Consider the following 24,963-nt stretch of genomic DNA (forward strand, 5'->3'; position numbering starts at 1 on the left):
GCTGGGACACCTCGAGTGTCACCGACATGAGTTGGATGTTTACTGATGCCGTCGCCTTTAATCAAGACATAGGCGGTTGGGACACTTCGAGTGTCACCGATATGAGCTCGATGTTTGCGGGTCATGAAAGTATGCCTAGCGCCTTTAATCAATACATTGGCGACTGGGACACCTCGAATGTCAGATCTATGAGTGGGATGTTTACTGATGCCGTCTTTAATCAAGATATTGGCAGCTGGGACACCTCTAGTGTCAACAGGATGGACGCCATGTTTAGGCGTGCAGTCGTCTTTAATCAAGACATCGGCGACTGGGACACCTCTAGGGTCGGCCTTATGCAACAAATGTTTTACGAAGCTCATTCATTTTCAAGAGACCTAACTGACTGGGATGTTAGTTGGGTCCGCCGCGTCTGGGACTTTGCAAACGACAGCGCATTGACAGAAGAACAACTACCGAATTTTATTCCTTCTAACCTTTGAGGATTAATAATCGGCTCCATGTCAGCTCATTAACTTTCGGTGCGCTAATACTGGGTATTGTCACGGAGATTGAGTGTCAATATGCCATTGTTGACGTGCTAATGCCAGCATGCTGACTTAGGGCTTGTTGTAGTGTACTGAGTTCTGTAATTCGTTCACTGACACTGCGTGTAGAGTAAATTTGTTTTTTATCAGCCCTGGCTGTATTCCAATTTTTACAAGGTAGCCCATTGAGTTCTCGTATTGTGCGTTCAACTTCAATACGAGAACTCTTTGCGCGCTAAACCCGCTAGGGAATTCGGCAAGGTCTAATGCATTATTCAGTCCCACTGGCTTCTTTTGCTTGTCTGTTTGCTGCAACGATACACCCGTCATTATTAGACAAAACCACAATGGGTTTATTACGCTAGTCTGGGCGAAACATGCATATCAACAATCAATAAGTCAGCATCAAAAATACCGACACCTTCCGTTGAATCACCACAGGCTTTACTAATAAAAGTGGAACTTGGATGCTCGATAAGAATTTCGTCTAAGGTACATATAAACTGGCTATATTCAGCTGTAGGGCTTCAAAACTAGTGATACTGGTACTTGCATAGATTGGAATTACACTCATAACAAACACTATTTTTTATACAGTTTCTGTTTTAGGTTGGTTATAAGGAAAACTCAAGAAGTGAGGTTTATTCCACCATTTGATTTGAACTCCTCCAGGGGAGAGAGAGATTAAATCTTACGGCTAAACTTCCGATAAATTCACTCCTCTTCGCCTACCGCGTTTTCGCAAATTTTTCACGTTTTGGACACAACGGTGGACACGCTACTATAGCTCAAGCCTTGCCAGTAAAGGATCGTGATGATCATTTAAAGATCGTTAATGTCAAAGTTGTGACACCTTTTGACACAAAGTGATAAACCCTTCTGATTTAATGAGGCGATAAATTGCAATTTACCCAAATCACCTTGGTTGAGCACCAATCCAAAGGCTTAACATATTTTATCATGCAAAATTTACCAACTGAGTTGATTATATTTATGCACTAAGAAAACGGCTAGACAGGGTGATTTTATACAGTGTTATTTGTATTTTGGTGAACGCAGTCTCGATTTGCCAAAAGGCAGTCAGGTTTATCTTGTAGTCTAAAATTAATGTCAATATAATCAGTTGTATAGATAGTCCTGTTATACAAATGTTAGGCACTAGGTGATATGAAATTAATACCGCACAGTAAATGTAGTTTCTTTGTTCAGTTGGATAAGTCTGAATGTAAAGAAAGGCTTAGTCGTCATATTGGAAAAGTGTCTTATAACAATTGGAAAAGAGAGCCGGTCTCTGCATTTAGTGGAAAACTGGATGTAGATGGCTTTAAAGTACGCAGAAATATTGATTACAAAAATGGTTTTATTCCAATATTATCAGGAATATTTGTACCAGAAAGTGATGGTACAAATATTGAAATTACTGCCAAAATGTCAACTGGTACAATCCTGTTAATGTCAGCTTTCTATAGTTTTATCTCGATTCCTTTGATGGGTGCTCTGTATACCGATTCTATTATGTTTAAAATTATTCCGATGTTTATGATGGTATTTGGGTGGGTTTTAATAAATACAGCCTTTTGGTATGAACAACCAAGATCAATATCTAAGCTAAAAGATCTTCTAAATGAAAAGTGCTAACAAGTTGCTGCATTCGGACTCGTCAACCTGTTACTTTTTTTGCCATAAACCCGGCAAAAACAGCGCCAGTTTAACTCACCGCTGAGCAAGGCGTTATACCTCACAGTTAAAAAGGAACTTTCGATGTTTAAGCTGGAAACTAGCCGTCTGATTCTTCGAGATATGATGCTCAGCGATGAAAGTAAATTTGTAGCTATGTCTCAAGATGCAAAGTTTCAGCGTTTTTATGATGAAAGTGACTGTGAACCAAATAAATATCGAGAACTCACCCAATTATTTGTTGCACAAGCTAATGAGCTTCCCCGTCAATCCTATCAATTGGCTGTCGAAAGCAAAGAAACAGGTATGTTTATTGGCACCGTTTGTTTACGATTAGAGGTAAATAAAGAAGCTTCTATGGGGTGTGCCTTTTCTAGAGAATCACAGGGAACTAAGCTTAGTTTTGAAGCAGCCCAAGCCCTAGCAAATTTTGGTTTTTTCGAATTAGGTGTACGTCGTATTTACGCAGAAACTATCAGCAAAAACTTCCCTGCTATAAAGTTATGTAAGTCACTAGGAATGAGACAAGAAGCTTACTTTAAAGAGCATCGCTTCTTCAAAGGTAAGTGGTGGGATACGACAACTTTAGCTGTTCTTAGTACTGAATGGGTCAAGGAATAATAAGCAATTCAAATCGCTGGTAACTCATTACTTATCAGTTATATGGTACATCGAAAACATAACAAGCAAATAAATCGGGACTAAAAACAGTTGGTTTTGCTCCTGCGTCGCTTATTTAGCCAACAATTATTTGTCTCTTAATGAGGCGTTGGTAGAACAAACAAGGTATGTCGTATGAATTGGTTATCCGCTCCTCAAATAAAGGGTAGGTACGTTACTCTAGAGCCACTGAGTATTGAACACATTGATGAGCTAAAAGAGGCTGTTTTGGATGGGGAGCCTTGGAAATTATGGTATGCAAATGTCCCGTCTCCTGAATTAATGAATGGATATGTAGATGAAGCAATTAAAGAATCACAAAAAGGTAATATTGCTTTTTCGGTAAGGTGTAATAAAACAAATAAAATTGTAGGGACAACCCGATTTTATAATGTTGATGCTAAAAATAAGCGAGCGATGTTGGGTTATACATGGTACTCATCATCTGTGAGACGCTCACCAGTTAATACAGAATGTAAATTACTTTTACTATTGCACATTTTTGAAAAGCATTCTGCAATAGCTGTTGAATTTAGAACTCACTTCTTTAACCACAATTCTAGAAAAGCCATAGAAAGGTTAGGAGCCAAACAAGATGGTATTATCCGCAACCATCAAATTTTAAAAGATGGATCGATTAGAGATACTGTTGTTTATTCAATCATTAACTCTGAGTGGCCAGCAGTAAAAAACAATTTGCAAAGCAAGTTCTGCTAACAATAAGAATAGGTGTTGCGCAGCCGACACCTTATTCGGGTGTTGAACAAGCCCGAGCCCTTCTTTATATAGTAAATTACGTGTTTGAGCTTGGTGGGTACTTCGCCTTTCGGCTAGCTCTTTCGTGTAATGTCAACGCACCTTATAAACCATCGCCACTTTGTCGCCATAAATTTAAATTTAACGTTTAACTCATTGATTTTAATTAACTTAAATTGTCGGTTATATATCCATTAGGTTACTTACGCTATATGGGATTGTATAATATTGTAAATAATCCATGGTTATTTAAGAGGACTGGCGCACGAAAATGTAAATTATGGTATGTGGTTGCGTTGTTAGTGTGAATTAAGGCTTTTTATCACTATAAATAGGACTATATATGCTAGATTAGGTCTTGTTAGGATTGAATGTTTATTTCAATAGCGATATTGCGAACAAGGTAGGTAGTGATGGACTGGATAATGTGCGTGCGAAGTTATATTAAGGTAGTGGAAGAGGGTAGTTTTAATGGCGCGGCTTATCAGCTTAATACTACAGGGTCTGCGATCAGTAAGCGTATAAACTGGTTAGAAGAGAAAGTGGGTGTGCAGTTACTTAAGCGAACCACGCGATCGCTTGATCAAACAGAAGCTGGTCAGCTATTTTACCAACGGTCACGATTGCAACTTGATCAGTGGATGTCGCTGGTGGATGAGGCGCGTTCGGTAAATCAAACGCCTACCGGGATATTAAAGATTGGTGCCACAACAGCCGTTGGCTCTAAGTTCATCATTAAATACCTCAATGATTTCTTACTGATGTATCCAAAAATCAAAATACAGCTGTTGACCACATCTCCGGGGCAAATGCCCGAGACTTATGTGGATGTTTTTATTAGTCGCGATTTGGAACAGTTAAATTCGCATAACTATAAAGCTATTGAACTGTTTAAAAACGACGCTAAGTTTTTTGCTTCGCCTGACTATATCGAGAAATATGGTAAGCCTGAAACCATTGATGATCTTGAATCTCATAACATGCTAATTTGGGGCGAAAGGCCAATACGAGAAGTGAAGCTATCGACGGGTAATCGCATTACTTTGCGGGGTAATTTTGCCACCACCAACCCTGAGGCTTTGTTCTATGGGGCTAAGTGCGGTATGGGTATCTTACTTGCCAGTCAGAAAATGCTTGAAGATTTAATTGAGGTGGGTGAATTGGTACAAGTATTACCTGATGTAACGGTCGATCATGGTTCGGTGTGTGCTTATTATCCAACCCTTGATTATGAACATACTCGTACGCAGTTATTTATCAAATATTTAAAAGAGCGAATACAGCTAAAGGGATAGAATTCGGTTGATCATACTGTTATGCAGTGTTAAAAGTTACATAAATATGTTTTCGTAGTTTTTTGATGTTAAGAATTTTTAGTTGTTAATGTTTCATGCTACTAATATTCCTTTTTGTATTAGGGAATATAAATTTATGTTAGATAATTCAGCACGTTATTCATCCATTGCTCTGGCTAAAGAAATTGAATCACCAGAAAATCCAGAAGGGTTAGAGAAGCGCGTTGCTTTGATACCGAGTGATGTAGGCCTGCTTGTTCAAGCGGGTATTAAAGTTTATGTTGAGTGCGGTGCTGGCGATGGCGTCGGTTTTAGTGATGACGAATATTTAAAAAATAATGCCATTATGCAAACGGCAGAAGACATTTATGTTAATAAATCACTGATCATTAAATTTAAAGGTCCAGCGCTTGCCTCTGTAGAGCAAATGAGTGAAGGCTGTACTTTATTCTGTATGGCTCATTTTCATTCCTACCCAGACCGCGCTAAATTGCTGCAAGATAAACGTATTAATGTGATTGCGATGGAAGAAATATGTGATTCACCTAAACATGAGCCTGATCATAAGATCCTTGCTCGTGTAGCGATGAATGCTGCATTAATACCTTTTATCAACGAGCAAAGTATAGGTGATTTACAAGTCAGAGTTATCGGTTGGAGTGAGCGACTACGCGGTGGTATCAAGCGCGCTGGAAACCGTTCAGCAGCTTCATTACAGGTCATTCAACCAACACTTGCATTTGACGAACTAGATGCTGTCGGCCCTAATGCGCTGTATTTCTATGACAGCCAGAGTTTTAACGATCAGCAAGACATATTGTTACAGCTACATAATGCGGGTACCCATATTTTTGATTTGAGTGAATTTGAACGTGAGCACGGACAACAAGCAATGTCAGCTTACCGTGACAGTCACCCGCCGCAAGAATTTGGTTTACGTCGTATCCAGTGTTTACACGAAACAGGTCAAGCTGGTGCTAGATATGGGCTGTCATTATTAAAAGAACGTAAACCGTCTGTGGATGTCGCCAATATTAAAGCGGTGATCCTTGGTTATGGTAATGTGGGGCAGGGTGCTTTAGATGAATTGCATCAACAAGGAGTCAAACATATCCATATATTAGGTCGTGCGCAGACCGCAAAAGAGAGTATTGGTTATTGGCTAAAAGATGTTGATATCGTGATTAATGGTGCCGAACAGCCTTCCGAGCTTAGAGGCAAAAATTTCTTAATCAGTAACCAGCATGTGAAAGAATTAATACCTGACAATTCTGTTATTATCGATTTAGTGGGTGGCAGCGCGACTAACCGTAGTCCGGTAGAACCTGTGATCGGTTGTAGCTTCTTGACTCAGCCTTATTTTATCCAAGACGGCGTGTTGATCTCATCGCTATGGGGTTGGCCAATGATGGGCATGATGCGTGAAACGGCGGTTCGCTATTCAGGGCAAATTACCGATGTATTGATTGGTCGTGAGAAATTGATTGATGGGCTTGATAAGTTAACGCCGGGTGTGAAACTCGCTCTGGTTTGTGGTCCTTTTTAATCACAAAGCCCCACACGTGGTGGGGCTGATTATTATTGTGAATAAAAATTGCGTATTGGCTCTAGTTCAACGTATTCAATAACGGTATTTTTAACCAGTTTCTGAATAGACTGCTTATCTGCAAATACAATCAGTATGTTACGTGTTGGTATCACATCAACGATAGCGAGATCATATTTCTTCACGAGTGCTGTCGCTGTACCTTTACCTCCCTTTTGATATTTTACATAATACCGATTCAACCTGTTGTCCTTTGTTATTTCGGTTATGTTTGTTGACTCTGTCACTGGCGTGGACTGATGTGAATAAGCCATCGGAACCACGAGTACCAGAGCCCAGAAAATACTGACATATCGAAGTTGAAAACGAACCCCTTGCTGTGCCATAGCTACTCCTTATTGGAAGTTTAATCCCCAGGTTTCTAAGCTCCCAGTATCTTGACTGTCCATATCGATGATCTTTAATTGCCAACGACCATTTGATTCATAGCCTGAGAAGTCGACATCATAAGTCGTATTCAGGTTTCTATCTGAACCACCGCTATTGTTGTGCAATATCGCTTTAGCACCTTCTGGTGACGTTAATATTACTTTTAAATCGCCAATGTAGCTGTGCTTGATATTTAGCTTAATACTCACCATTCCAGCATCGCCATTACGTTTAACATCTATGTTACTGACGACGCCGAAAAATGAATTATCTGGGATAACGACTCTTGTACTATTGGTATAATTTGTAGCACCGTCAGGGCCATCACAGCCTGCATCTAGATAGTCATTTGCCGCGGTCGCATTAATCAATCCATAGCCGGTTCTGTTGTCTCGACCTGCAACATCAATATCCGTTGCTGAAGCTTTTAATGCAGAGCGAATCTGTGCAGCACTACATTGAGGGTGATAACTCCAAACAAGACCCGCTACACCGACTGCATGTGGTGTCGCCATAGAGGTCCCGTTATAATATTGATAGTCTTCACCTGTCGTTGTGGACACTGTGACTTCTTGTTCTAGCATTGCTGATAGTTCAAGGCCAAGGGTTCTATCGACTGAAACTGAAACGATTGGATAACTATTGTTGTCATCTAATACAAACGGATTTTGCAAACCAGATAAGGCATCATTACTGTAGATTATTGCGGCTTGGGCGCCTGCATTATGACAAGCTTTTACAGGATCAATTTCTGGTCGATAACCAGTACGTTGATTCTCAATACGCTCAGTTAAACAAACTTTCCCTGTCATGTCGCCACAGTTATAATTGTTGTCTGAAATATCGCAGCGTGCGAGTTTCCCTGTATAAGAACCTGCAACAGGACTCGACTGATAATTGCCAGTGCCATCAAGCGTTTTGCGGTTGTGCGGAACAATGCCACGGTCAAAATAGCGTTGGCCGTTAATCACAATATCAGACAGGACACCTTCGCCAACGGTGACTGTTGAGAGAATTGCAACCCCTGGTGCTGCCACTTCAACTTGATCGGTGGCTTGGGAGAATGCGGCGTGGTGATTTTGATTATCTACCGCTGCAATTGACATAACAGAATCATATGAAGCTGGATAACTGTGTGCGGTGTTTCCAGAATTACCGGCAGCGGCAATAAGCAGGACACCATTATCAGATAGTTCTTGCAGCGCATCACGTTCTGTTCGGCTCGATTGACTGCCGCCTAAGCTCATATTAACGACATTGGCACTGTTCTGCGCGCAGGTATCAATTGCTTTGACTAGGCTGGATGAATAACCCCAACCAGATTCATTGAATACTTTCACAATATGTAAGTTTACATTTTGATTTGGCATTACACCGACAACACCGTCACCATTGGCTATCGCAGCGATGGTGCCAGCAACATGAGTGCCATGAGCATTATGATTACCTGGAGCGTTCCAACTGCCAGTGCCGCTATCATTGGTGCCTGAGACCTGATTTCCGCTTAGGTCGTTGTGAGTAAGGTCGTAGCCGGAATCAATAATACAAATGGTCCGATTTCCGGTATCACTATCGTTTAGACCTGCAGTATTAATCGCCCCTTGTCCCCAAGGAATGGACTCACTTAATAAAAAACGAGGCGGGTCGAATTCTACATATTCAACGTCAGTGTTGAGCTGTAAATTCGCAAGTGCTTGCGGTTCGATCTCGACACTATAAAGCGGTTTACTTCCGAGCTTCTCCACTTTTTTGGCGTTTACTCGTTCGAGAACTGATTCTTGAAGTCGCTTGGCGCCCCAAACGGGATTGAGTCCCATCATAGAAGGCGCATCAGCGTCGGTGTCTTTGAATTTAACGATGTATTTTATCGGTAAATCGAGTTCATCAAACTGAGGAAAAGCATTTGCATAGCTAATTCCTAAGGTTGAAATAGCTGTCGCTATTGCCATTGAGTTTAATAATTTATTTTTTTTATTGAGTTTGTTTTTCATGTTGCCCGGTTCCTTATTGAGCGAAAATTATTACCTGCTGTAAAATGGTCGTAATACTTTCCTATTCGACTTGCAGAACCTGAGTTATAGAATTATAAATTAAAATTATCAATGTTGGACATCATTTAAAGCGAACAGAATCGCATTAAATAATAATGAAAATGATTTTTATTGACATCTGGTGTACCTATTTAATAGTATCTATATTGTTTGTTCTTTGTGTGTTTATTGATCGCACTGGTCAGATGAGTTGTTGATTATGTTACTGATTTTAATAGTAAAATGTGAAGATTAATTAAAGGGGGTTGTGATCTTGGTTAAATATAAATCAGGGGGGGTGGTTGGTTATTTTAGTGGGACGTTAGAAGGCGAAGGGAGGAGGGGAAACCTGTTTAGAAGAGTGTACGTATCCCTTAGTATTGACAGGTGATACGTACTTATTTATTCGTTTATCTAGCAGTCACTACCATAGCGCTGCGTAATATAAGTCTCAAAATCATCGCATAATTGACCATCCGAAACGTGATTGTCAGCAATGGTCTCGGCACCATCAACAATACTGATTTTTGCGTTTAATGCTGCTGGTTTAATTCGAGTTCTGTTCTGCGCAGCCTCGATTTTTGCTTGTTCTTGTAGCCAAGCCTGCTCACTGGTTTTATTACAGGTTTCAGCAAGGTAAGCGGCAGAGAAACCTTCGCCAGTTAAGCTACGTAGGGTTGCATCGTGACTAATGCTGTTACCCGGTTTCCAGTAATGCTCAGCCAGTAACGGACCAATTGCTGGATTATCGGTTAGGTAGCCAAATTCTTTAATAAAGTAAGCGCGAGTTTGATACACAGCCATGTGCGCAAGTAGGTAACCTTGGTAAGAACAAGCGGCTTCTTGCGATAGCAAATGTGGAACCGCTAGTAATGGTCGCGGACTTGCTGCTAGGCCAAGAATACGTTGCTCAGTATCACGGGCTAGCGTCGTTAAGTATTCAGGCGTTAACAAGTCTTCATCAGCGCTATACACAGCCCATTCAAAATAAGGCACCACTAAGATACTGCGTTCTTGATAAGCTTTAAACGGCTGTTTTGCTGCAATTAATGCTTGGATTACCTCGTCTGGCACCACTTCACCATCGGTGTTATAAGCATATTGTTTAAGCCAGTCACCGTCGTTTAATAAGCTATCGCAGAACATAGATTGGGTTTCTGCATATGCCATTGATGTTGGTGCAAACTCTTGTGAGAAACACGGCGAGTTTAATTTAATATTGGCAAAGTGAGCTGCATGGCCACCTTCATGGAACAAGGTATTGATGCCATCATAACCACTGCCGATTTGATCGGGCTTCGCGTTACTGGTGAAATTTATTTTACCCGCTTGCCACTTATCTTCAGCATAAAACGACGGGATCGGACCGTGGCAGAAACCATTTTGGTATTTACCCGGTCGGTCTAACAAATCGAGGGTCAAATCAGCTTGTGAGTAATCGATATTTAGACGACCGAATGATTCCATCCAACGACGTAATGATTTTGAGAACGGCACATAAGGGTCAAGTTGACGTGCGGCATCACCAGCATACATAAAGCTAAAATTATGGCCTTGAATCGCGCTGTCGCCTTTAGTCTCGGCCAAATTTTGGATGCTACTTTGGTTTTGTTCACGTGTACGTAATTCAAAGTCATCTAAAACAGTGAACAGTTGCTCTGGTGTCATCTGCTCGGTTTTATTGACTTTGTAATCAAAGAAGTTACGGAAGCCTTGCTGACGAGCAAAGTCATTACGTTGTTTAACAAGGTCAATATAGCCGTTGTTAAGCACCCATTGTTCAAGGTCTAATAGCGCTTGGTGTGCTGATTGTCGAACTTCTTCATTATTACTGGTGCGAATATTCGCGGCTAGCACGGTTAAAGATGCTTGCTGCTTATCCCCGTTTTCATCATTGCAATACATCAGGTAATCTTGACGTTTGGTAAATAACGTCGATTCACTGCGAATGAGGGCGGCCATTTTATCTCTGCCTTCAGCGCTTTCAATTGCATTGGCATCAAAAAAGGCTAACCAGCCTTTGAGTCCTTGTACCAGTTCATCATCATCGGTTAGCTGTAATAGTACGTCAAGATTACAACGTGTTGCTTGAATGTGACTTGGGTCTGAGATGAATGCACTGAGCTGAGCTTCTGCAGCGGCAAAGCCTTCATGGTCATCACTGATGCCCATGTAGGTTTGCCAAAATAGATCTTCTTTGCGGCGGTGTAGTGCTAAATAATCATCATTGAGTTGATTAAAATAATCTTGTGGGTTCACAACGTCTCCTTGTTAAAACAGCGTATGATAGTGGCTACTGGTAATAGTGCGAAAGGCACTGGGTGAATGTATACGCTAATTTACTATTTATTTAAAATGAAGCTTATTAAAAGCTATAGTCATTAAAATGAAAGGGAATACAGTCAAATTTTAGAAAATTCTTGTCCCTTATAAGTAAAGTTAATACACTTTAGGTTTTTGCAAATCATATATATCATTAATAACACTTTTAGGACCACTATGTATACAGATGAAGACCTTAACAATGCAGTAGATAAAGGTATTTTACTGCTTCGTCCGTTGACGAGTTTCGACGTGACCAATTATTATCTAAGCACGTGACAATTGCAGATGAAGAACATATCCGTTTAATCGGTGGATTTAACGATATTTTTATTGTTATTGCTTGTGCGTTGCTATTGTTCTCATCACTGTGGGTGGTTAAATCGATAGATCCGCGCTTAGGTTTAGTCACTTTTGCCGCGCTATCGTGGGCGCTTGCGGAATTTTTTGTTCTGAAAAGAAAAATGGCCTTTCCTGCGATTATGTTATTACTCGCCTTTATTGGTGGTGTATTTAAGTTATCAATGGAAGTATTTTCATCGCTTGATGAGCAAGCTATTATTGCTGCGACTGGCGCATCGGTTATTGCCGCTTTCTGTCACTGGCGTCGCTTCAATGTACCTATTACGATTGCAGCGGGTACTGCTGCAATGATCGGCTTTATCGTGTCTTCTTTCATATCTGCATTTACGACGCCTGAAACGATCAATGTATTAACGGATTGGATACTGGTCGTTATATTTGCCTGTGGTATTTTAACTTTCTTGTTTGCTATGTATTGGGACTCTTCAGATCGCGAACGTATAACAAACCGAACTGATACCGCATTTTGGTTACATTTATTATCAGCACCATTGATTATTCATCCGGTATTTTTAAGTGTTGGTATTTTGAATGGTGATGAAAGCATCAGTAGTATCGTGATTATTATTACGTTGTACTTATTGATGTCGCTGATTTCGATTATTACCGACCGCCGTGCCTTTATGGTGTCATCATTGGTATATGTGCTGTATGCATTATCAAGCTTAATAAGCATGTATGGTGATGTCGGTACTAATTTTGCTATTACGGGTGTGGCGATTGGGGCTGCATTATTATTGTTGTCAGCATTATGGCATCCCGTTCGCGGTATGATTGTGACAGTATTGCCTAACGTGGTGAAACAATTAGTACCCGATGCAAGATAGGTAAATGATCCAATATTACTGTGGATTAAGTTGCTGACTTAATTCACAGTCTGTTAGTTGTTAGTCTCGATAATTAAGGGCACAAAAACATACCCAAAATGTTCGTGGCAATACTCAATCTCACCTTGTGCATTTTTTTGTAATTCAAAAATACTGTTGTTAACGGGGATAATCAGTTTACCGTTAGGCGCGAGTTGATTGACTAATTCGTCTGGGATCTTATCAGTCGCTGCAGCGCTAACTAAAATTCGGTCGAAAGGCGCATGTGTCGCAAGACCGAGTCTGTTTTCGGTGATGAAAAATTCAATATTGTCCCCACCAAAACGCTGGCAGTTGGTTTCCCCAAACCGTTTTAAAACGGGGATGCGTTCAACAGCAAATACAGATCCTGTCGGCCCAACTAAGTAAGCCAGCAGCGCGCTACTCCAACCTGAGCCAGAACCCACATCCAATATACGCTGACCCGTTTCTGGTGCTAACCATAACAGCATGTGCTTCACGGTCGTTGGTTGGCTGATTGTTTGCGCATGGCCGATAGAGAAGGGCGCATCATAGTCTGCCATATGCTGGTTATCAGTTGGCATAAAACAGTGCCGCTCGACGGCTACAAAAGCTTGGTTAACACGTTGCTCTAGCGTTGTATTATTCATTGCTGATATTACCTTTTTTCGAAAATAATAAACAAATTTGAATGTTCGAATCATATGCTCGTTATTTATCTTTTCTTCTATTTCTATTTCTATTTCTAATTCTAGCTCAGCGTTTATGATGATTTTTAGGTATTTATAAATTGTGTTCGATATGCGCTATTTGTACCACATTTAGAGGTATTCTTAACCTGTACATTTACGTCATTAAATCTTGATCTAGATCAATAAACCCGAATTCATAGCATTGGCCTGCATATACAGGTAGAATGCCCCCTCAAAAAATTACAATAAAAGCATTAAGTGGGTTATTTAGCATGAGTAGAAAAATAGAATTATTGGCACCGGGTGGTGATGTAGAAGCGATTAAAGCGGCGATTGTAGCTGGTGCAAATGCTGTCTACTGTGGTTTGGATATGTTCAATGCCCGTAACCGTGCGTCCAATCTTTCATTTGATGAGCTAAATGGCGTATTACGACTTGCACACGAACACAGCTGTGAAGTCTTTTTAACCCTGAACGTCGTGATCTTAGAGCACGAAGTTGTTAGCTTAGTACGCCTGCTTAATAAACTGGTTAACAGTGGTATTGATGGCATCATCGTACAAGACTTAGGTGTCTTCAACATTGTTAAAAAGCATTTCCCATCATTACATATCCATGCTTCTACTCAGTTAACAACGCACAACGAAGGTCAGGTTTTATTCTTACATAAAATTGGTGCAATGCGTGTCAATTTATCTCGTGAGCTAAACCTTGGTGAAATTAAGCAATTAACAACAGTTGCGCATGACCATGATGTACTGACCGAAGTATTCGTGCATGGCGCACTATGTATTGCATTCTCTGGCCAATGTTACTCAAGCTCAGTAAGTGTGGGTAACTCAGGTAACCGTGGTCGTTGTAGCCAAGCATGTCGTGATGAATACGAAGTGACAGCTGAAGGTCATCGTTTCCCACTTAACTTAAAAGACAACTCGGCTTATTTTGACTTACCGCAGCTAGTTGATGCTGGTGTTGATTCATTAAAAGTTGAAGGCCGTATTAAAGGCGCTCACTATGTTTACACAGTTGTAGATACATGGCGTAAGCAGATCAATAACTTTGTCGAGTCTGGCAAGTTATTAGCTGACGATGGCAATCTGCATAAAGTATTTAACCGTAGCTTTACTAACTCATTCTTGCAGGGCGACCTAAACAAGAAAATGTTTACTGATAATCCTCGTGATAACAGTGTGAACTACGCAGTTGAAAAAAGTGATGCGATCTCGGTTGTACAAATCCATGATGTAAAGCAAGACCTTTATACTGATAAAAATGCTTTAGGCGCAGAACTAGCAGAAAAGATTAAAGATCTAAGCATTGATAAAATCGGTCTCACATTAGCATTTACGGCGAAAGAAAATAGCCCATTAACGGTCAACATTATTGCTGGTAATACGTCGTTTGAAGTGACAAGTAATTCTGTATTGCGTATTGCAGATGAAATCTCAATCACACCAGAAACAGTTGAGAAACGTTTTCGTAGCTTCAACAATGCAACGTTTGATCTTGCGCCTATGAACTTTGATAATTTTGATGCAAATTTAACTGTACCGTTTAAAGAATTAACTGAACTGAAAAACCAAGTGGCGTTTTTATTGAATGGTTCGCGTGATGTGGTTAAACACGTTGATGTTCCCGCATTACCTAAACACCCTAAAATAGAAGATACGCCTAAGTTATCACTGCTTATTGCTAACGTAAAAGATTTACACCTTGCTGACGTAACAGATGCAGATATCTACTTCAAGATCCCAGAAAGCTTGAAAAAGAACTGCCCCAAACACATTAAACTATTACAAGAAAACCCACGTTTAATTCCTTGGTTTCCAGCAGTATTGATTGGTAAAGATTACCTCGAGTCAGTGAAGATCCTGGAACAAGTCAAACCTAAGCGTATCGTCACTAACAACACGGGTATTGCTTATAAAGCGTTTGAAATGGGTATCGAATGGGTTGCTGGGCCGTTCTTAAACACCACCAACTCACACGCATTGCTCACCCTACAAGAAGAGTTAAACTGTGCCGGTGCGTTTATTTCTAACGAGATAAATCGTGGTCAAATTAGAAACATCACCCGTCCAAAGAACTTTAAACTGTTCTACAGTATTTACCACCCAATCCTGATGATGACAAGTCGTCAATGTTTCTTCCAACAAACGGTTGGCTGTAAGAAACCGGCGATTGAAGATGGTTGCATGCTGAAATGTGAGAAAGCGACCACAATTACTAATGTTAAAGGTATTTCGTTTGCGGTTGATAAACAAAAAGGCGGTTACCCAAGCATTTACAATGACGAGCAGTTCTTAAACTTTGATGCAGTAAATGACTTCTCTCATCTGTTTGATGAATTCTTTATTGACCTTACTAACATTGGTGCAGGCTCTAAAAAAGAACAAGACAAAGTAGAGCTAATCAAACACTTTGAAGCGTTACTCGCGGGCGATGAAGCGTCAAAAGTAGCATTAATTAACCTAGTACCTGTGGCAACAAATGCGCAATATACTCAGGGTTTATAAGCGTTAGCGATAAGCTTTAAGCTCAATAACTCGAATATTTTAGTTAAGCCAAGTGTTGCTGATTGTAGTGAAAATACATGATGCGAAACTTGGCTTTATTTTTATGTACTTAGTCATATCCCATTTTCTATTTCATCGAAAATGTGGTCAGTATCAGAATGTAATGCCTATAATTACTATTTAGTAGTGGTTATCTGCTGGTTTATAGCGGATTGTGGTAGGTTATTATGATATGAATGTTTTACATATACACTCTGATTACCCTGACGGCCGTAATGATCTAAGTACGCCTGCTGTTAAATCCTTATTAGATGCCACCTCTGGTATTGTTAACACCGTATTTGTTATTCATCGTACCCCATGGCCTTGGCTAGTGCGTGTTATTCCGCATAACCCTAAATTGTATTCGATTTACTATTGGGGCTTACCGTTTGGCTTTGCGTTGACTTTATCACTGTTTCTTGCTCGACACCTTCTGTTTAATCTTATCCAAACGCAGCAGATCAACTGCCAGCTTATTCATGGTCATAAACTGGCGATTGATGGCACGTTAGGCGCTGCAATCGCCAATCAAATGGGTATACCGTATTTTCTATCGATTCGAGGGGGAACTGATGTGCGTATTCTGCAGCACAAAGCCTTGTTACGAAGTCGTTGGAAAAAGGTATTAGAAGAAGCTGAACATATATTCTGGGTGAGTTGTTGGGCGAAAAAACCGATAAACGAAATGCTGAAAACCACGATTAATACATCCACGGCTCAATCTAGTTTATTACCTAACCCCTGCGAAATGAGGCCGATAGAAAATATGAGCCCGGTTAATGATGCGGCGAATTTTGTTACTGTTTTTCGTTTCGAGCAGTATGAGCGAAAAGGTATCATGCCATTATTGGAGGCTATATCCAAACTAAGTGTTATATATCAAAATATTAGGCTGGATATATATGGTTCAGGGCCTGCAAGTAAGATTAAAACAGTACAAGATAAGATCGACGCATTATCGTTAAATGGAAAAGTTACAATTAAAGGGCGTATTGATAACACGCTTTTGCAACATAAGTTGAAACAATACTCGGCATTTTTATTGCCCAGTAACAATGAGTCTTTTGGAATGGTTTTTGTCGAAGCGCTATTTTCTGGGTTGCCCATTTTATATCATGCCAATACCGGCATTGATGGTTACCTGGATGATATTGATGTTGGCATTAAGGTGAACAATCAAGGTGTAGATGAGTTAGCAAACAAGGTTGAAGAGTTAATCGTTCGACATGATTTTTTCCAACAGCGTATTAAGTGTGCGTTAGAAACCCATGCATTAGATATTTTTGAGAAGAAAACCGTCGTTAATCATTATCAGTGTTTAGTTGATGGTCTTGATCTGGAGTATTCACATGTCGAATAGAAAAGTGCTTGTTATTGCATCGGCTGGAGGACACCTTACTCAAGCATTATGCGCTTGTAGCCATGTCAATGATATTGTATTAGTGACAACAATGTCACTCGTTAACGATGATAAAATTAAGAAAATTTACACTATGTGGTCAACACAAAAAAATGCGTTTATTCACTTCGTTAATATTTTTTATGCGTTGTATGTTCTGGTAAAAGAAAGGCCTCGGGCAGTATTTAGCACGGGGGGCCCCATCGTTTTACCCTTCGCGTTAGTGTGTAAGTTCTTACCGATAAGGTTTGTGTATTTGGACACATTATCACGGGTGGTTGAATTGTCTAATACTGGGAAAATGATCCATAAATATAAATTGTATGATGAATTTATGTCGCAATGGGAAGCGGTTGCTAACCAATATAACGTCGGCTATGCAGGGAAAACCTTTGATTTAGAAGGTCTCGTGAATAGGGTCATTACGCCGCTATCATCGCCAGATAAACCCTTGGTCTTAGTGATTACTGGCACTAATTCTTATCCTTTTCCACGTTTGATAGCGGCAATGGCAAAACTCGATATTTACCACGATCCAAACGTACGTTGGTTTATTCAAACCGGTGGTTTTGAGGTTGATGTGAAACCGGCCAATGGCGAAATTGTGACTATGGTTACGAAAGACAAAATGGATGCTTTGGTGAAAGAGAGCAGCCTCGTCATTAGTCATTGCGGTGTCGGCAGCATCAATCACATGCTGATTTATCAGAAGAAAGTGATATTTTTACCAAGGTTGGAGCGATTTGGTGAATTTTCTGATGATCATCAACTGCAAATAGCCAAACAGTTAAATAATCCCAATATGGCTGTTGTGTACCCAGATGAGTTATTGCCAGTTTATGCCGTGGCAGAGCTAATCGCTATACCTCGATACGATCAATCCATTGATATTACCAATCATGCTTTTGCAGCGGTTATCGATAAAAAATTATTCGTTGAGCAAAGGGAAGATTCTTATGGCTAAGAAAATATTAATTTCTGTTGTTATTGTTGATTTTTTTAAAGCGGAACGTGTTGTCCATAATGTCGAAAGAATACTGACTCAACAAGGTGACTTTGATACCGAAGTGATCATTATTGATAACTCGATGGATAGTGGTAATAAGAAAATACTGTCGCAATATCAAGATACCAATAATGTGACGTTAATTTTTAATCAGCAAAATAATGGTTATACCCGAGGCAGTAATCAGGGGGCGTATTTATGCAATGGTGATTACTTGTTGTTTGTTAATCCGGATATTGAGTGGAAGTCTGCAAGTACATTGGCGGATATTGTTGCTATTTATAACCGGGATCCTGACATCGGGATCGTCGGTACCCGACAATTAAATGATGATGGTTCGACACCTGATACCGTGCGCCGCTTTCCTAATTTTCTCGCGCAAGTAGTACGCAGAACGTCACTAAGAAACTGGCCTTTGTTAAAAGGCATTGCTGAGTACTACGAATACGTAGAGTTCGATTATTTCAAGTCGGCTAATGTGGACTGGTTACAATCGTCATTTATGGCTATAAGCCGTGAGGTTTGGGGTGAAATTGGCGGTTTTGACAATCGATATTTTATTTTTATGGCCGATCCCGATATTTGCTATAAATGTTGGGAACTGGGCTACAAAGTCCATTATGAGAGCGAGATAGTGGTAGGCGCTGATGGATTACGTTGTAGTGATGGTGGCTTTAAAGACGTATTCACTAACCGTATTTTACGCTTTCATATTCGCGATGCCTTCATCTATCATTTTCAGTATTTATTAAAACCTAATATACCCACAGCACGAAAGTTACAAGGCCGAAGGTCTGAAAACGTTAATTATGAGCAATAGTAAGTTGGTTATTAAGAATAGTAACGTTGGTTATTAATAATAGTAATACGTTAATTATGAGTACCGTAATATGAAGATATTAGTGACAGGTGGGGCAGGCTTTATTGGCAGCGCTGTTATTCGACATATATTGAGTGAGACGGACTATCAGGTGGTGAACCTAGATAGCTTAACTTACGCTGGCAATCTCGATTCAATTCCTGCGACTTTGCTTTCATCGCAGTATGCGTTTGAGTGTGTTGATATCTGTAACAAAGAACAAGTAGATCGTGTTTTTTCGCAGCATCAACCTGATATTGTCATGCATCTTGCTGCTGAATCGCATGTTGACCGATCAATCGAAAGCCCGAACTGTTTTGTGGAAACCAATATTATTGGTACGTATAACTTACTTGAATCGGCACGGGTTTATTGGTTGTCATTAGCCGATGAAAAAAAACGCGATTTTCGTTTTCATCATATTTCGACCGATGAGGTATTTGGTGATTTAGCTTGTCAAGGAAGTAAAGATAGCCAAGACGGACTGTTTGTTGAGACCACTGCTTACGATCCCAGTTCGCCTTATTCTGCCACCAAAGCGAGTGCTGATCATTTAGTACGGGCATGGTTTCGAACTTATGGTCTGCCGACATTAATCACTAACTGCTCGAATAACTATGGCCCTTATCATTTTCCTGAAAAACTCATTCCGCACATGATATTAAACGCGTTAAATGGCCAAGCGTTGCCCGTTTACGGTGATGGTTTGCAAGTCAGGGATTGGTTGTATGTTGATGATCATGCTCGCGCATTAGTGCTGGTGGCGACAAAAGGCCAAATTGGTGAGCGCTATAACATTGGTGGTCATAACGAGAAACGTAATATAGATGTGGTAAATAGCTTGTGCTGTGTATTAGAAGAGCTGGTACCCGACAAACCCGATGGCGTTGAACATTATCGTGATCTTATCCAATATGTGAATGACAGGCCTGGGCATGATCTGAGGTATGCGATTGATGCAAGTAAAATTCAACGTGAGTTAGGCTGGCAACCAGAGGAAACATTTACAACGGGTATTAGAAAAACAGTGCAGTGGTATTTAAATAATACAGCGTGGTGGCAGCGTGTCTTAAATGGTGATTATCAGTTAACAGGTCGAGGAGAAAGAGCTAATGGGCAATAAAAAATACAAAGGTATTGTGTTAGCGGGTGGTTCAGGCACTCGTTTACATCCCATTACCAAAGCTGTCTCCAAGCAGCTGTTACCTATTTACGATAAACCGATGATCTATTATCCACTTTCGGTACTGATGTTGGCGGACATTCAAGATATTTTAATCATTTCGACCCCGGATGATCTTCCTCATTTTAAGGTTTTGTTTGGGGATGGCACCACCTTTGGGCTTAATATTGAATACGCCGAACAGCCGAGCCCTGACGGTATCGCCCAAGCATTTATCATTGCGGAAGACTTTATTGGTGAGGATAATGTGTGCCTTATTTTAGGTGATAACGTTTTCTATGGGCAACACTTCAGCGGTAAATTATTGAACGCAACCAGTAAGGATACTGGCGCAACGGTATTTGGTTATCGGGTAACAGACCCAGGCCGTTTTGGTGTTGTCGAGTTTGATAAAGCAGGTAATGTGCTAAGTATTGAAGAAAAACCCGAGAAACCTAAGTCGAATAATGCCGTTACTGGTTTATATTTTTATGATAACAGGGTCGTTAACATGGCCAAGTCTTTAACGCCTTCAGCCCGTAATGAAGTCGAGATCACGGATATCACCAACATGTATTTAGCATTAGGTGAATTGTACGTTGAGCGCTTTGGTCGTGGTTTTGCTTGGTTTGATACCGGCACCCATTATTCCTTATTGAAAGCCGCAATGTTTGTGCAGACGATTGAGCATAATCAAGGCTTAAAAGTGGCTTGTTTAGAAGAGATCGCATTTTCAAAAGGTTGGATCACGCGCGGGCAATTAGAAGACCAGGCATGTCTGTTACAGAAAACGGAATATGGGCAATACCTCTATAGCTTGCTGCGCGAGGAATTGTAGATGAAAGTGTCCAAAACCTCGATTGATGGCGCCTTGGTTATCGAGCCTGATGTATTTGGAGATGATCGCGGTTTCTTTATGGAAACATTCCAAGCGGCGCGTTATCGCGATGTGCTTGGTGATGAGTTTGATTTCGTACAAGATAATTATTCACGCTCTGCAAAAAATGTGTTACGTGGGTTACATTTTCAAAAAACCAAACCGCAAGGCAAGTTAGTGCGTGTGGTATTGGGGGATGTGTACGATGTTGCCGTCGATATACGGTTAGCTTCACCTACCTATGGTCAGTGTCATGGGCTGCGATTAAACGCCGAAAATAAACTGCAATTTTGGTTACCGCCGGGATTAGCTCATGGTTTTGTGGTGTTATCTGATCTTGCTGATTTTGAATATAAATGTACCAACTATTATGACAATAGCGATGAAGGCTGTCTTATTTGGAATGATCCTGCATTAAATATCGATTGGCCTTGTGATAACCCGTTATTGTCAGATAAAGATAAAATGGGCCTTAAGTTTAACGACTTGTTTTAAGCAAGGGCGGCCTTTATGTTTCGATTATTACTGACTGGGCAAAAAGGCCAAATAGGTCAGTCGATTAAAGACCGTATAGATCATCGAGAATGGGATGTATTACTCACCGATATAGAGACATTGGACATCACCAATGCAGCGCAAGTCGCTAGGGTATTTAAGGCGTTTAAGCCCAATGTGGTGATTAATGCGGCTGCGTATACAGAGGTGGATAAAGCAGAAAACGAGGCGGGAGCCGCGGAGTCGGTTAATGCCTATGGACCTTATTTATTGGCTCTGCAATGTCATAACGTGGGGGCGTTATTAATCCACTTTTCGACCGAGTATATTTTTAGTGGCCACAGTCATTGCCGTTATGTCGAGACCGATACGCCAGCACCGTTAAATGTATATGGGCGAACTAAATTACAAGGTGAGCAATATATAAAGCTCTATTTGACTCATTACATCATTATTCGTACCTCGTGGGTGTTTAGTGAATACGCACGAAACTTTGTCACGACCATGCTTTCATTGCGCCATGGAACCGTGCCGCTCCGCATTGTGAACGATCAATTTGGTTGTCCGACTTATGCAGGAGATGTAGCTAATTTAGCGCTTGATATCGCTAAGGAACGTATGGCTGAAACGAATCGATATCAACTTGGTGAGTATAATTTTTGTGGTGATAGCGAGGTAAGCTGGTTCGATTTTGCTGGCGCTATTTTTGAAGAATTAGATAAATACCAACCCGGTGAACAGGGCCGTCATTTAGTCGGGGTGACAAGTGAAGAATATGCTTCAATTGCCGTACGGCCTAGAAATGGCATTTTAAACTGTCATAAAATTTCACCGATATTTAGACCTTCGGATTGGCGGCGTAAGTTACGTCATGTTATTGAAACAACAATGGCGTAACGGTTTACCGCTGGGGAAAATAAATGATTAATCGAAATTTGTTAGAAGCGTATAAAATAGAACATGGGAATATCAAGGTTGCTATCGCGGGTGCTGGCTATATTAGTAGAGGGTTGATACAGCAGATAACGCTGCTGGATTTCATTGATGTCGTTTCTATTTACTCCAAAACACGCGCGCCAATTATTGCCTTGCTGAAAGATGCTAATTTACCGTTATCGATTATTGCCGACAACGTTGAAGACTTTTGTGCCAGTGATGCTGACATTGTGGTTGAGTTGACGGGTGATACTGAATTTGGCTGCGAACTCGGACTTGCTACATTAGCCGCCAATAAACATTTTGTGGTTAGCGCCGAAACGGATGCGCTTGTTGGCCCTGTGCTTGCTGAGCTATTCCGTGAAAAGGATCTGATCTACAGTAATATGTGGGGCGATGAACCGGGGTTAATTAAGCACCTGTATAATTATGCCGATGTTTTGGGCTTTGGGATTGTTGCCGTTGGTAAATTCAAAGGTTTTCATGATTCTTTTGCTAACCCAGATTCGGTATTACCTTGGGCTAAAAAATCAGGGCAGAAACCAACCATGATCGCATCCTTTGCTGATGGTTCTAAAATGTCGATGGAAATGACGATTGTCTCTAATGCCACCGGTTTAGTTGCTGATGTGCCAGGTATGCATTTAGCCAAAGGTACACTTGAAGATATTGTTGGTTTGTTGACGCTTAAAAAAGACGGCGGTATTTTGAATCAAACGGGGGTGATTGAAGTTGTTTGTGGGGTCGAACCTAGTGGTGGGGTATTTGCCGTTATTTCCACGGATAAACCCGAAATATTAGATTCGCTTTCTTATTATAAAATGGGTGATGGTCCTAATTACCTGTTGTATTTACCTTACCATATGCCGGGTATTGAAGCCTTGTACGGTTTATACGTGAATGTTGTTGAACATCAATCTGTTGTATGTCCACTGGGGGGGCCGGTATCGGATGTGATCACGCGTGCCAAGCGCGACCTGAAAAAAGGCGACCATCTCGATTGCATTGGTGGTTATGATTATTACGGTGAAATGACCAGTGCTGAATTATCTGTAGAGCATAACGCATTACCTTTAGGTCTGGCGACAGGCGCTAGGTTATTAGTAGATATTCAGCAAGGTGAGCCGATCTTATTTCAAGATGTAGACATTCAAGGCCACATTGACGGCTGTAAATTACGTCAACGATTTAGTGAAATGGTGCTGGAAAACCAACCGTTAGAATCGAACAATATTAAACGTGTTAATTTAGGTTAGTCGTGTAAGGTAAATACGATTTGGCTAAATCTAAAGCGAGTCATTGTTATCAGTGACTCGCTTTTTCTTTGTTTTATTTAGTGGAAAATTCAGTGGGAATAAGTTATAGGCGGTCATAATAAGCTGGTTGCTGGTTGCTGGTTGCTGGTTGCTGGTTGTCAGTTGTCAGTTGTCAGTTGTCAGTTGTACAGTTTGACGGTTTTAGTGGTGAATAACGCTTTTATTTTTCCGTATTTATCAACTAATTGTAATAATGGTTTCGCATACTTAGATTGACCCAGAGGTAATTTAATTAGCACGATAAAGAGCAATATAATCAGTTTTATTAACACGTCGGTAAAGTAAGCTAATTTGTTGGTTAACGGCGCTTGTTGTATGCGATAACGGGTATAGGTTTCGCCTATGCGTATTGCCCGCCTTAATAGGTAGTTAATATTCAATCGGTTATTTGCCACTTCTTCACTGACATAGGCTTCATTTGAGCACACCAGTTTACCGCCATGCTGGTATAACCGATAAAAAAAATCTGCATCCTCACCTCCAGTTAAACCATAGTCGGAATCGAAGCTGAGTTGATATTTTTTAATGGCAGCTTGACTGACCAATGTTGAATTAGTCGCACCGCTGGTGACTTCTTGGCCGTTACTTACCGCTGGTCGTTCAAATACACCTGAATCAATGATCCACTGCGGAGTATGGCTAGGGTAGGTTGATTTTACTCGGCCGAAAACAGCATCAGCTTGGTAGGTTTGTGCGGTTGCTAACAGTTGCGCTAACCAATCGGGATCGGCAACCTCATCGTCATCAATAAATGCCAGCCATTCACCCTTGGTATTATTAATGGAGCAGTTACGTGCCAAGGCAATATTCTTTGCCGTTTCTTGGCGGTAATATACCGGTATATCCATGAGATTCGCTTGGCCTTTGACCTGCATTTCTGCATAAGCGTGCTCATCATTATCAACGACGATCACTTCAAGAGTAACGTGTTCTGGTAGTCGTAAGGCGGCAATACTCCTGAGGGTATCGACAACATGATCTCGTTGATATGTACACATACAAATAGATATCAGCATTTCTGTGTTCACTTATTAAATGACGGCCTTCTCATAATTGTAGTGACGGAAAATCGGGTTCGCTTCAAGTTTATTCGGTTATCCACCATCTTATATTCATTTATGATGTATTATATTGTAGTTTATAGCAACGATGGTAGTAGTATGTTCTATCTAACATATTGAATAATAGCTGCTACTTCCCAGTTTGAATCGTGGAGCGATAAAATTGTGTA

Annotated in this window: 21 protein-coding genes; 16 read left to right on the top strand and 5 right to left on the bottom strand. The window is 40.6% G+C overall.

The annotated features are described in order from the left end of the window. From HRT96_RS19320 to HRT96_RS19350, 6 genes are all read left to right on the top strand, one after another. A partial coding sequence (locus HRT96_RS19320) for a BspA family leucine-rich repeat surface protein (protein WP_293159894.1) occupies positions 1 to 482 on the top strand: 482 nt, incomplete at its 5' end. Between the two features lie 1,212 nt (positions 483 to 1,694). After that, positions 1,695 to 2,165 carry a hypothetical protein gene (locus HRT96_RS19330; protein ID WP_293159896.1) on the top strand — a complete coding sequence of 157 codons (471 nt, stop codon included), beginning with the start codon at positions 1,695 to 1,697 and terminating at the stop codon, positions 2,163 to 2,165. Between the two features lie 123 nt (positions 2,166 to 2,288). Further along, positions 2,289 to 2,825 carry a GNAT family protein gene (locus HRT96_RS19335; protein WP_293159898.1) on the top strand — a complete coding sequence of 179 codons (537 nt, stop codon included), beginning with the start codon at positions 2,289 to 2,291 and terminating at the stop codon, positions 2,823 to 2,825. A gap of 174 nt (positions 2,826 to 2,999) precedes the next feature. After that, entirely contained in the window at positions 3,000 to 3,581 is a 582-nt protein-coding gene (locus tag HRT96_RS19340) for a GNAT family protein (RefSeq protein ID WP_293159900.1), read from the top strand. 452 nt (positions 3,582 to 4,033) lie between these two features. Continuing rightward, a complete protein-coding gene (locus HRT96_RS19345; RefSeq protein ID WP_293159902.1) occupies positions 4,034 to 4,915 on the top strand; it encodes a LysR family transcriptional regulator in 882 nt (293 codons plus the stop codon). Between the two features lie 136 nt (positions 4,916 to 5,051). Further along, the gene (locus tag HRT96_RS19350; protein ID WP_293159904.1) at positions 5,052 to 6,461 is read left to right on the top strand and encodes an alanine dehydrogenase; all 1,410 of its coding nucleotides are present in this window, start codon (positions 5,052 to 5,054) and stop codon (positions 6,459 to 6,461) included. A 32-nt stretch (positions 6,462 to 6,493) separates the two neighbouring features. On the opposite strand, the gene HRT96_RS19355 is transcribed toward HRT96_RS19350, so the two are convergent. The 3 genes from HRT96_RS19355 to HRT96_RS19365 form a co-directional block, all read right to left on the bottom strand. Beyond that, a complete protein-coding gene (locus HRT96_RS19355) occupies positions 6,494 to 6,847 on the bottom strand; it encodes a hypothetical protein (protein ID WP_293159906.1) in 354 nt (117 codons plus the stop codon). Positions 6,848 to 6,856: 9 nt separating this feature from the next. Then, positions 6,857 to 8,881: a S8 family serine peptidase gene (locus tag HRT96_RS19360; protein WP_293159908.1), complete on the bottom strand. Its 2,025-nt coding sequence runs from the start codon at positions 8,879 to 8,881 to the stop codon at positions 6,857 to 6,859. 453 nt (positions 8,882 to 9,334) lie between these two features. After that, complete coding sequence (locus HRT96_RS19365) at positions 9,335 to 11,179, bottom strand: M3 family metallopeptidase (protein ID WP_293159910.1); 1,845 nt, start codon at positions 11,177 to 11,179, stop codon at positions 9,335 to 9,337. Between the two features lie 338 nt (positions 11,180 to 11,517). Here HRT96_RS19365 and HRT96_RS19370 point away from each other — a divergent pair, with 338 nt between their 5' ends. Further along, a complete protein-coding gene (locus HRT96_RS19370) occupies positions 11,518 to 12,432 on the top strand; it encodes a hypothetical protein (RefSeq protein WP_293159911.1) in 915 nt (304 codons plus the stop codon). Positions 12,433 to 12,485: 53 nt separating this feature from the next. Here the strand turns inward: HRT96_RS19370 and HRT96_RS19375 are convergent, their stop codons facing one another. After that, on the bottom strand, positions 12,486 to 13,082 hold the full coding sequence (locus HRT96_RS19375) for a protein-L-isoaspartate O-methyltransferase (RefSeq protein WP_293159912.1): 597 nt from the start codon (positions 13,080 to 13,082) through the stop codon (positions 12,486 to 12,488). 314 nt (positions 13,083 to 13,396) lie between these two features. Here HRT96_RS19375 and HRT96_RS19380 point away from each other — a divergent pair, with 314 nt between their 5' ends. From HRT96_RS19380 to HRT96_RS19420, 9 genes are all read left to right on the top strand, one after another. After that, positions 13,397 to 15,640 (top strand): peptidase U32 family protein, encoded by a 2,244-nt coding sequence (locus HRT96_RS19380; RefSeq protein WP_293159914.1) that lies wholly within the window; start codon positions 13,397 to 13,399, stop codon positions 15,638 to 15,640. A gap of 232 nt (positions 15,641 to 15,872) precedes the next feature. Continuing rightward, a complete protein-coding gene (locus HRT96_RS19385) occupies positions 15,873 to 17,042 on the top strand; it encodes a glycosyltransferase (protein ID WP_293159916.1) in 1,170 nt (389 codons plus the stop codon). After that, entirely contained in the window at positions 17,032 to 18,045 is a 1,014-nt protein-coding gene (locus tag HRT96_RS19390; protein ID WP_293159918.1) for a glycosyltransferase, read from the top strand. The genes HRT96_RS19385 and HRT96_RS19390 overlap by 11 nt, the downstream gene beginning before the upstream one ends. Then, the gene (locus HRT96_RS19395; RefSeq protein ID WP_293159920.1) at positions 18,038 to 18,907 is read left to right on the top strand and encodes a glycosyltransferase family 2 protein; all 870 of its coding nucleotides are present in this window, start codon (positions 18,038 to 18,040) and stop codon (positions 18,905 to 18,907) included. Before HRT96_RS19390 ends, HRT96_RS19395 begins: the two co-directional genes overlap by 8 nt. A gap of 70 nt (positions 18,908 to 18,977) precedes the next feature. Continuing rightward, positions 18,978 to 20,069: a dTDP-glucose 4,6-dehydratase gene (gene rfbB, locus HRT96_RS19400; protein WP_293159922.1), complete on the top strand. Its 1,092-nt coding sequence runs from the start codon at positions 18,978 to 18,980 to the stop codon at positions 20,067 to 20,069. Next, positions 20,059 to 20,946 (top strand): glucose-1-phosphate thymidylyltransferase RfbA, encoded by an 888-nt coding sequence (rfbA, locus tag HRT96_RS19405; RefSeq protein ID WP_293159924.1) that lies wholly within the window; start codon positions 20,059 to 20,061, stop codon positions 20,944 to 20,946. Before rfbB ends, rfbA begins: the two co-directional genes overlap by 11 nt. Beyond that, positions 20,947 to 21,480, top strand: coding sequence for a dTDP-4-dehydrorhamnose 3,5-epimerase (gene rfbC, locus HRT96_RS19410; RefSeq protein WP_293159926.1), 534 nt, complete (start codon positions 20,947 to 20,949; stop codon positions 21,478 to 21,480). It abuts the gene before it with no gap. 15 nt (positions 21,481 to 21,495) lie between these two features. Further along, on the top strand, positions 21,496 to 22,377 hold the full coding sequence (gene rfbD / locus HRT96_RS19415; protein ID WP_293159928.1) for a dTDP-4-dehydrorhamnose reductase: 882 nt from the start codon (positions 21,496 to 21,498) through the stop codon (positions 22,375 to 22,377). Positions 22,378 to 22,400: 23 nt separating this feature from the next. Then, entirely contained in the window at positions 22,401 to 23,672 is a 1,272-nt protein-coding gene (locus tag HRT96_RS19420; RefSeq protein ID WP_293159930.1) for a hypothetical protein, read from the top strand. Positions 23,673 to 23,851: 179 nt separating this feature from the next. Here the strand turns inward: HRT96_RS19420 and HRT96_RS19425 are convergent, their stop codons facing one another. Next, positions 23,852 to 24,748, bottom strand: coding sequence for a glycosyltransferase family 2 protein (locus tag HRT96_RS19425; RefSeq protein ID WP_293159932.1), 897 nt, complete (start codon positions 24,746 to 24,748; stop codon positions 23,852 to 23,854). Positions 24,749 to 24,963 lie beyond the last annotated feature (215 nt).

Source organism: Moritella sp., assembly GCF_013215705.1.
Lineage (GTDB): Bacteria > Pseudomonadota > Gammaproteobacteria > Enterobacterales > Moritellaceae > Moritella.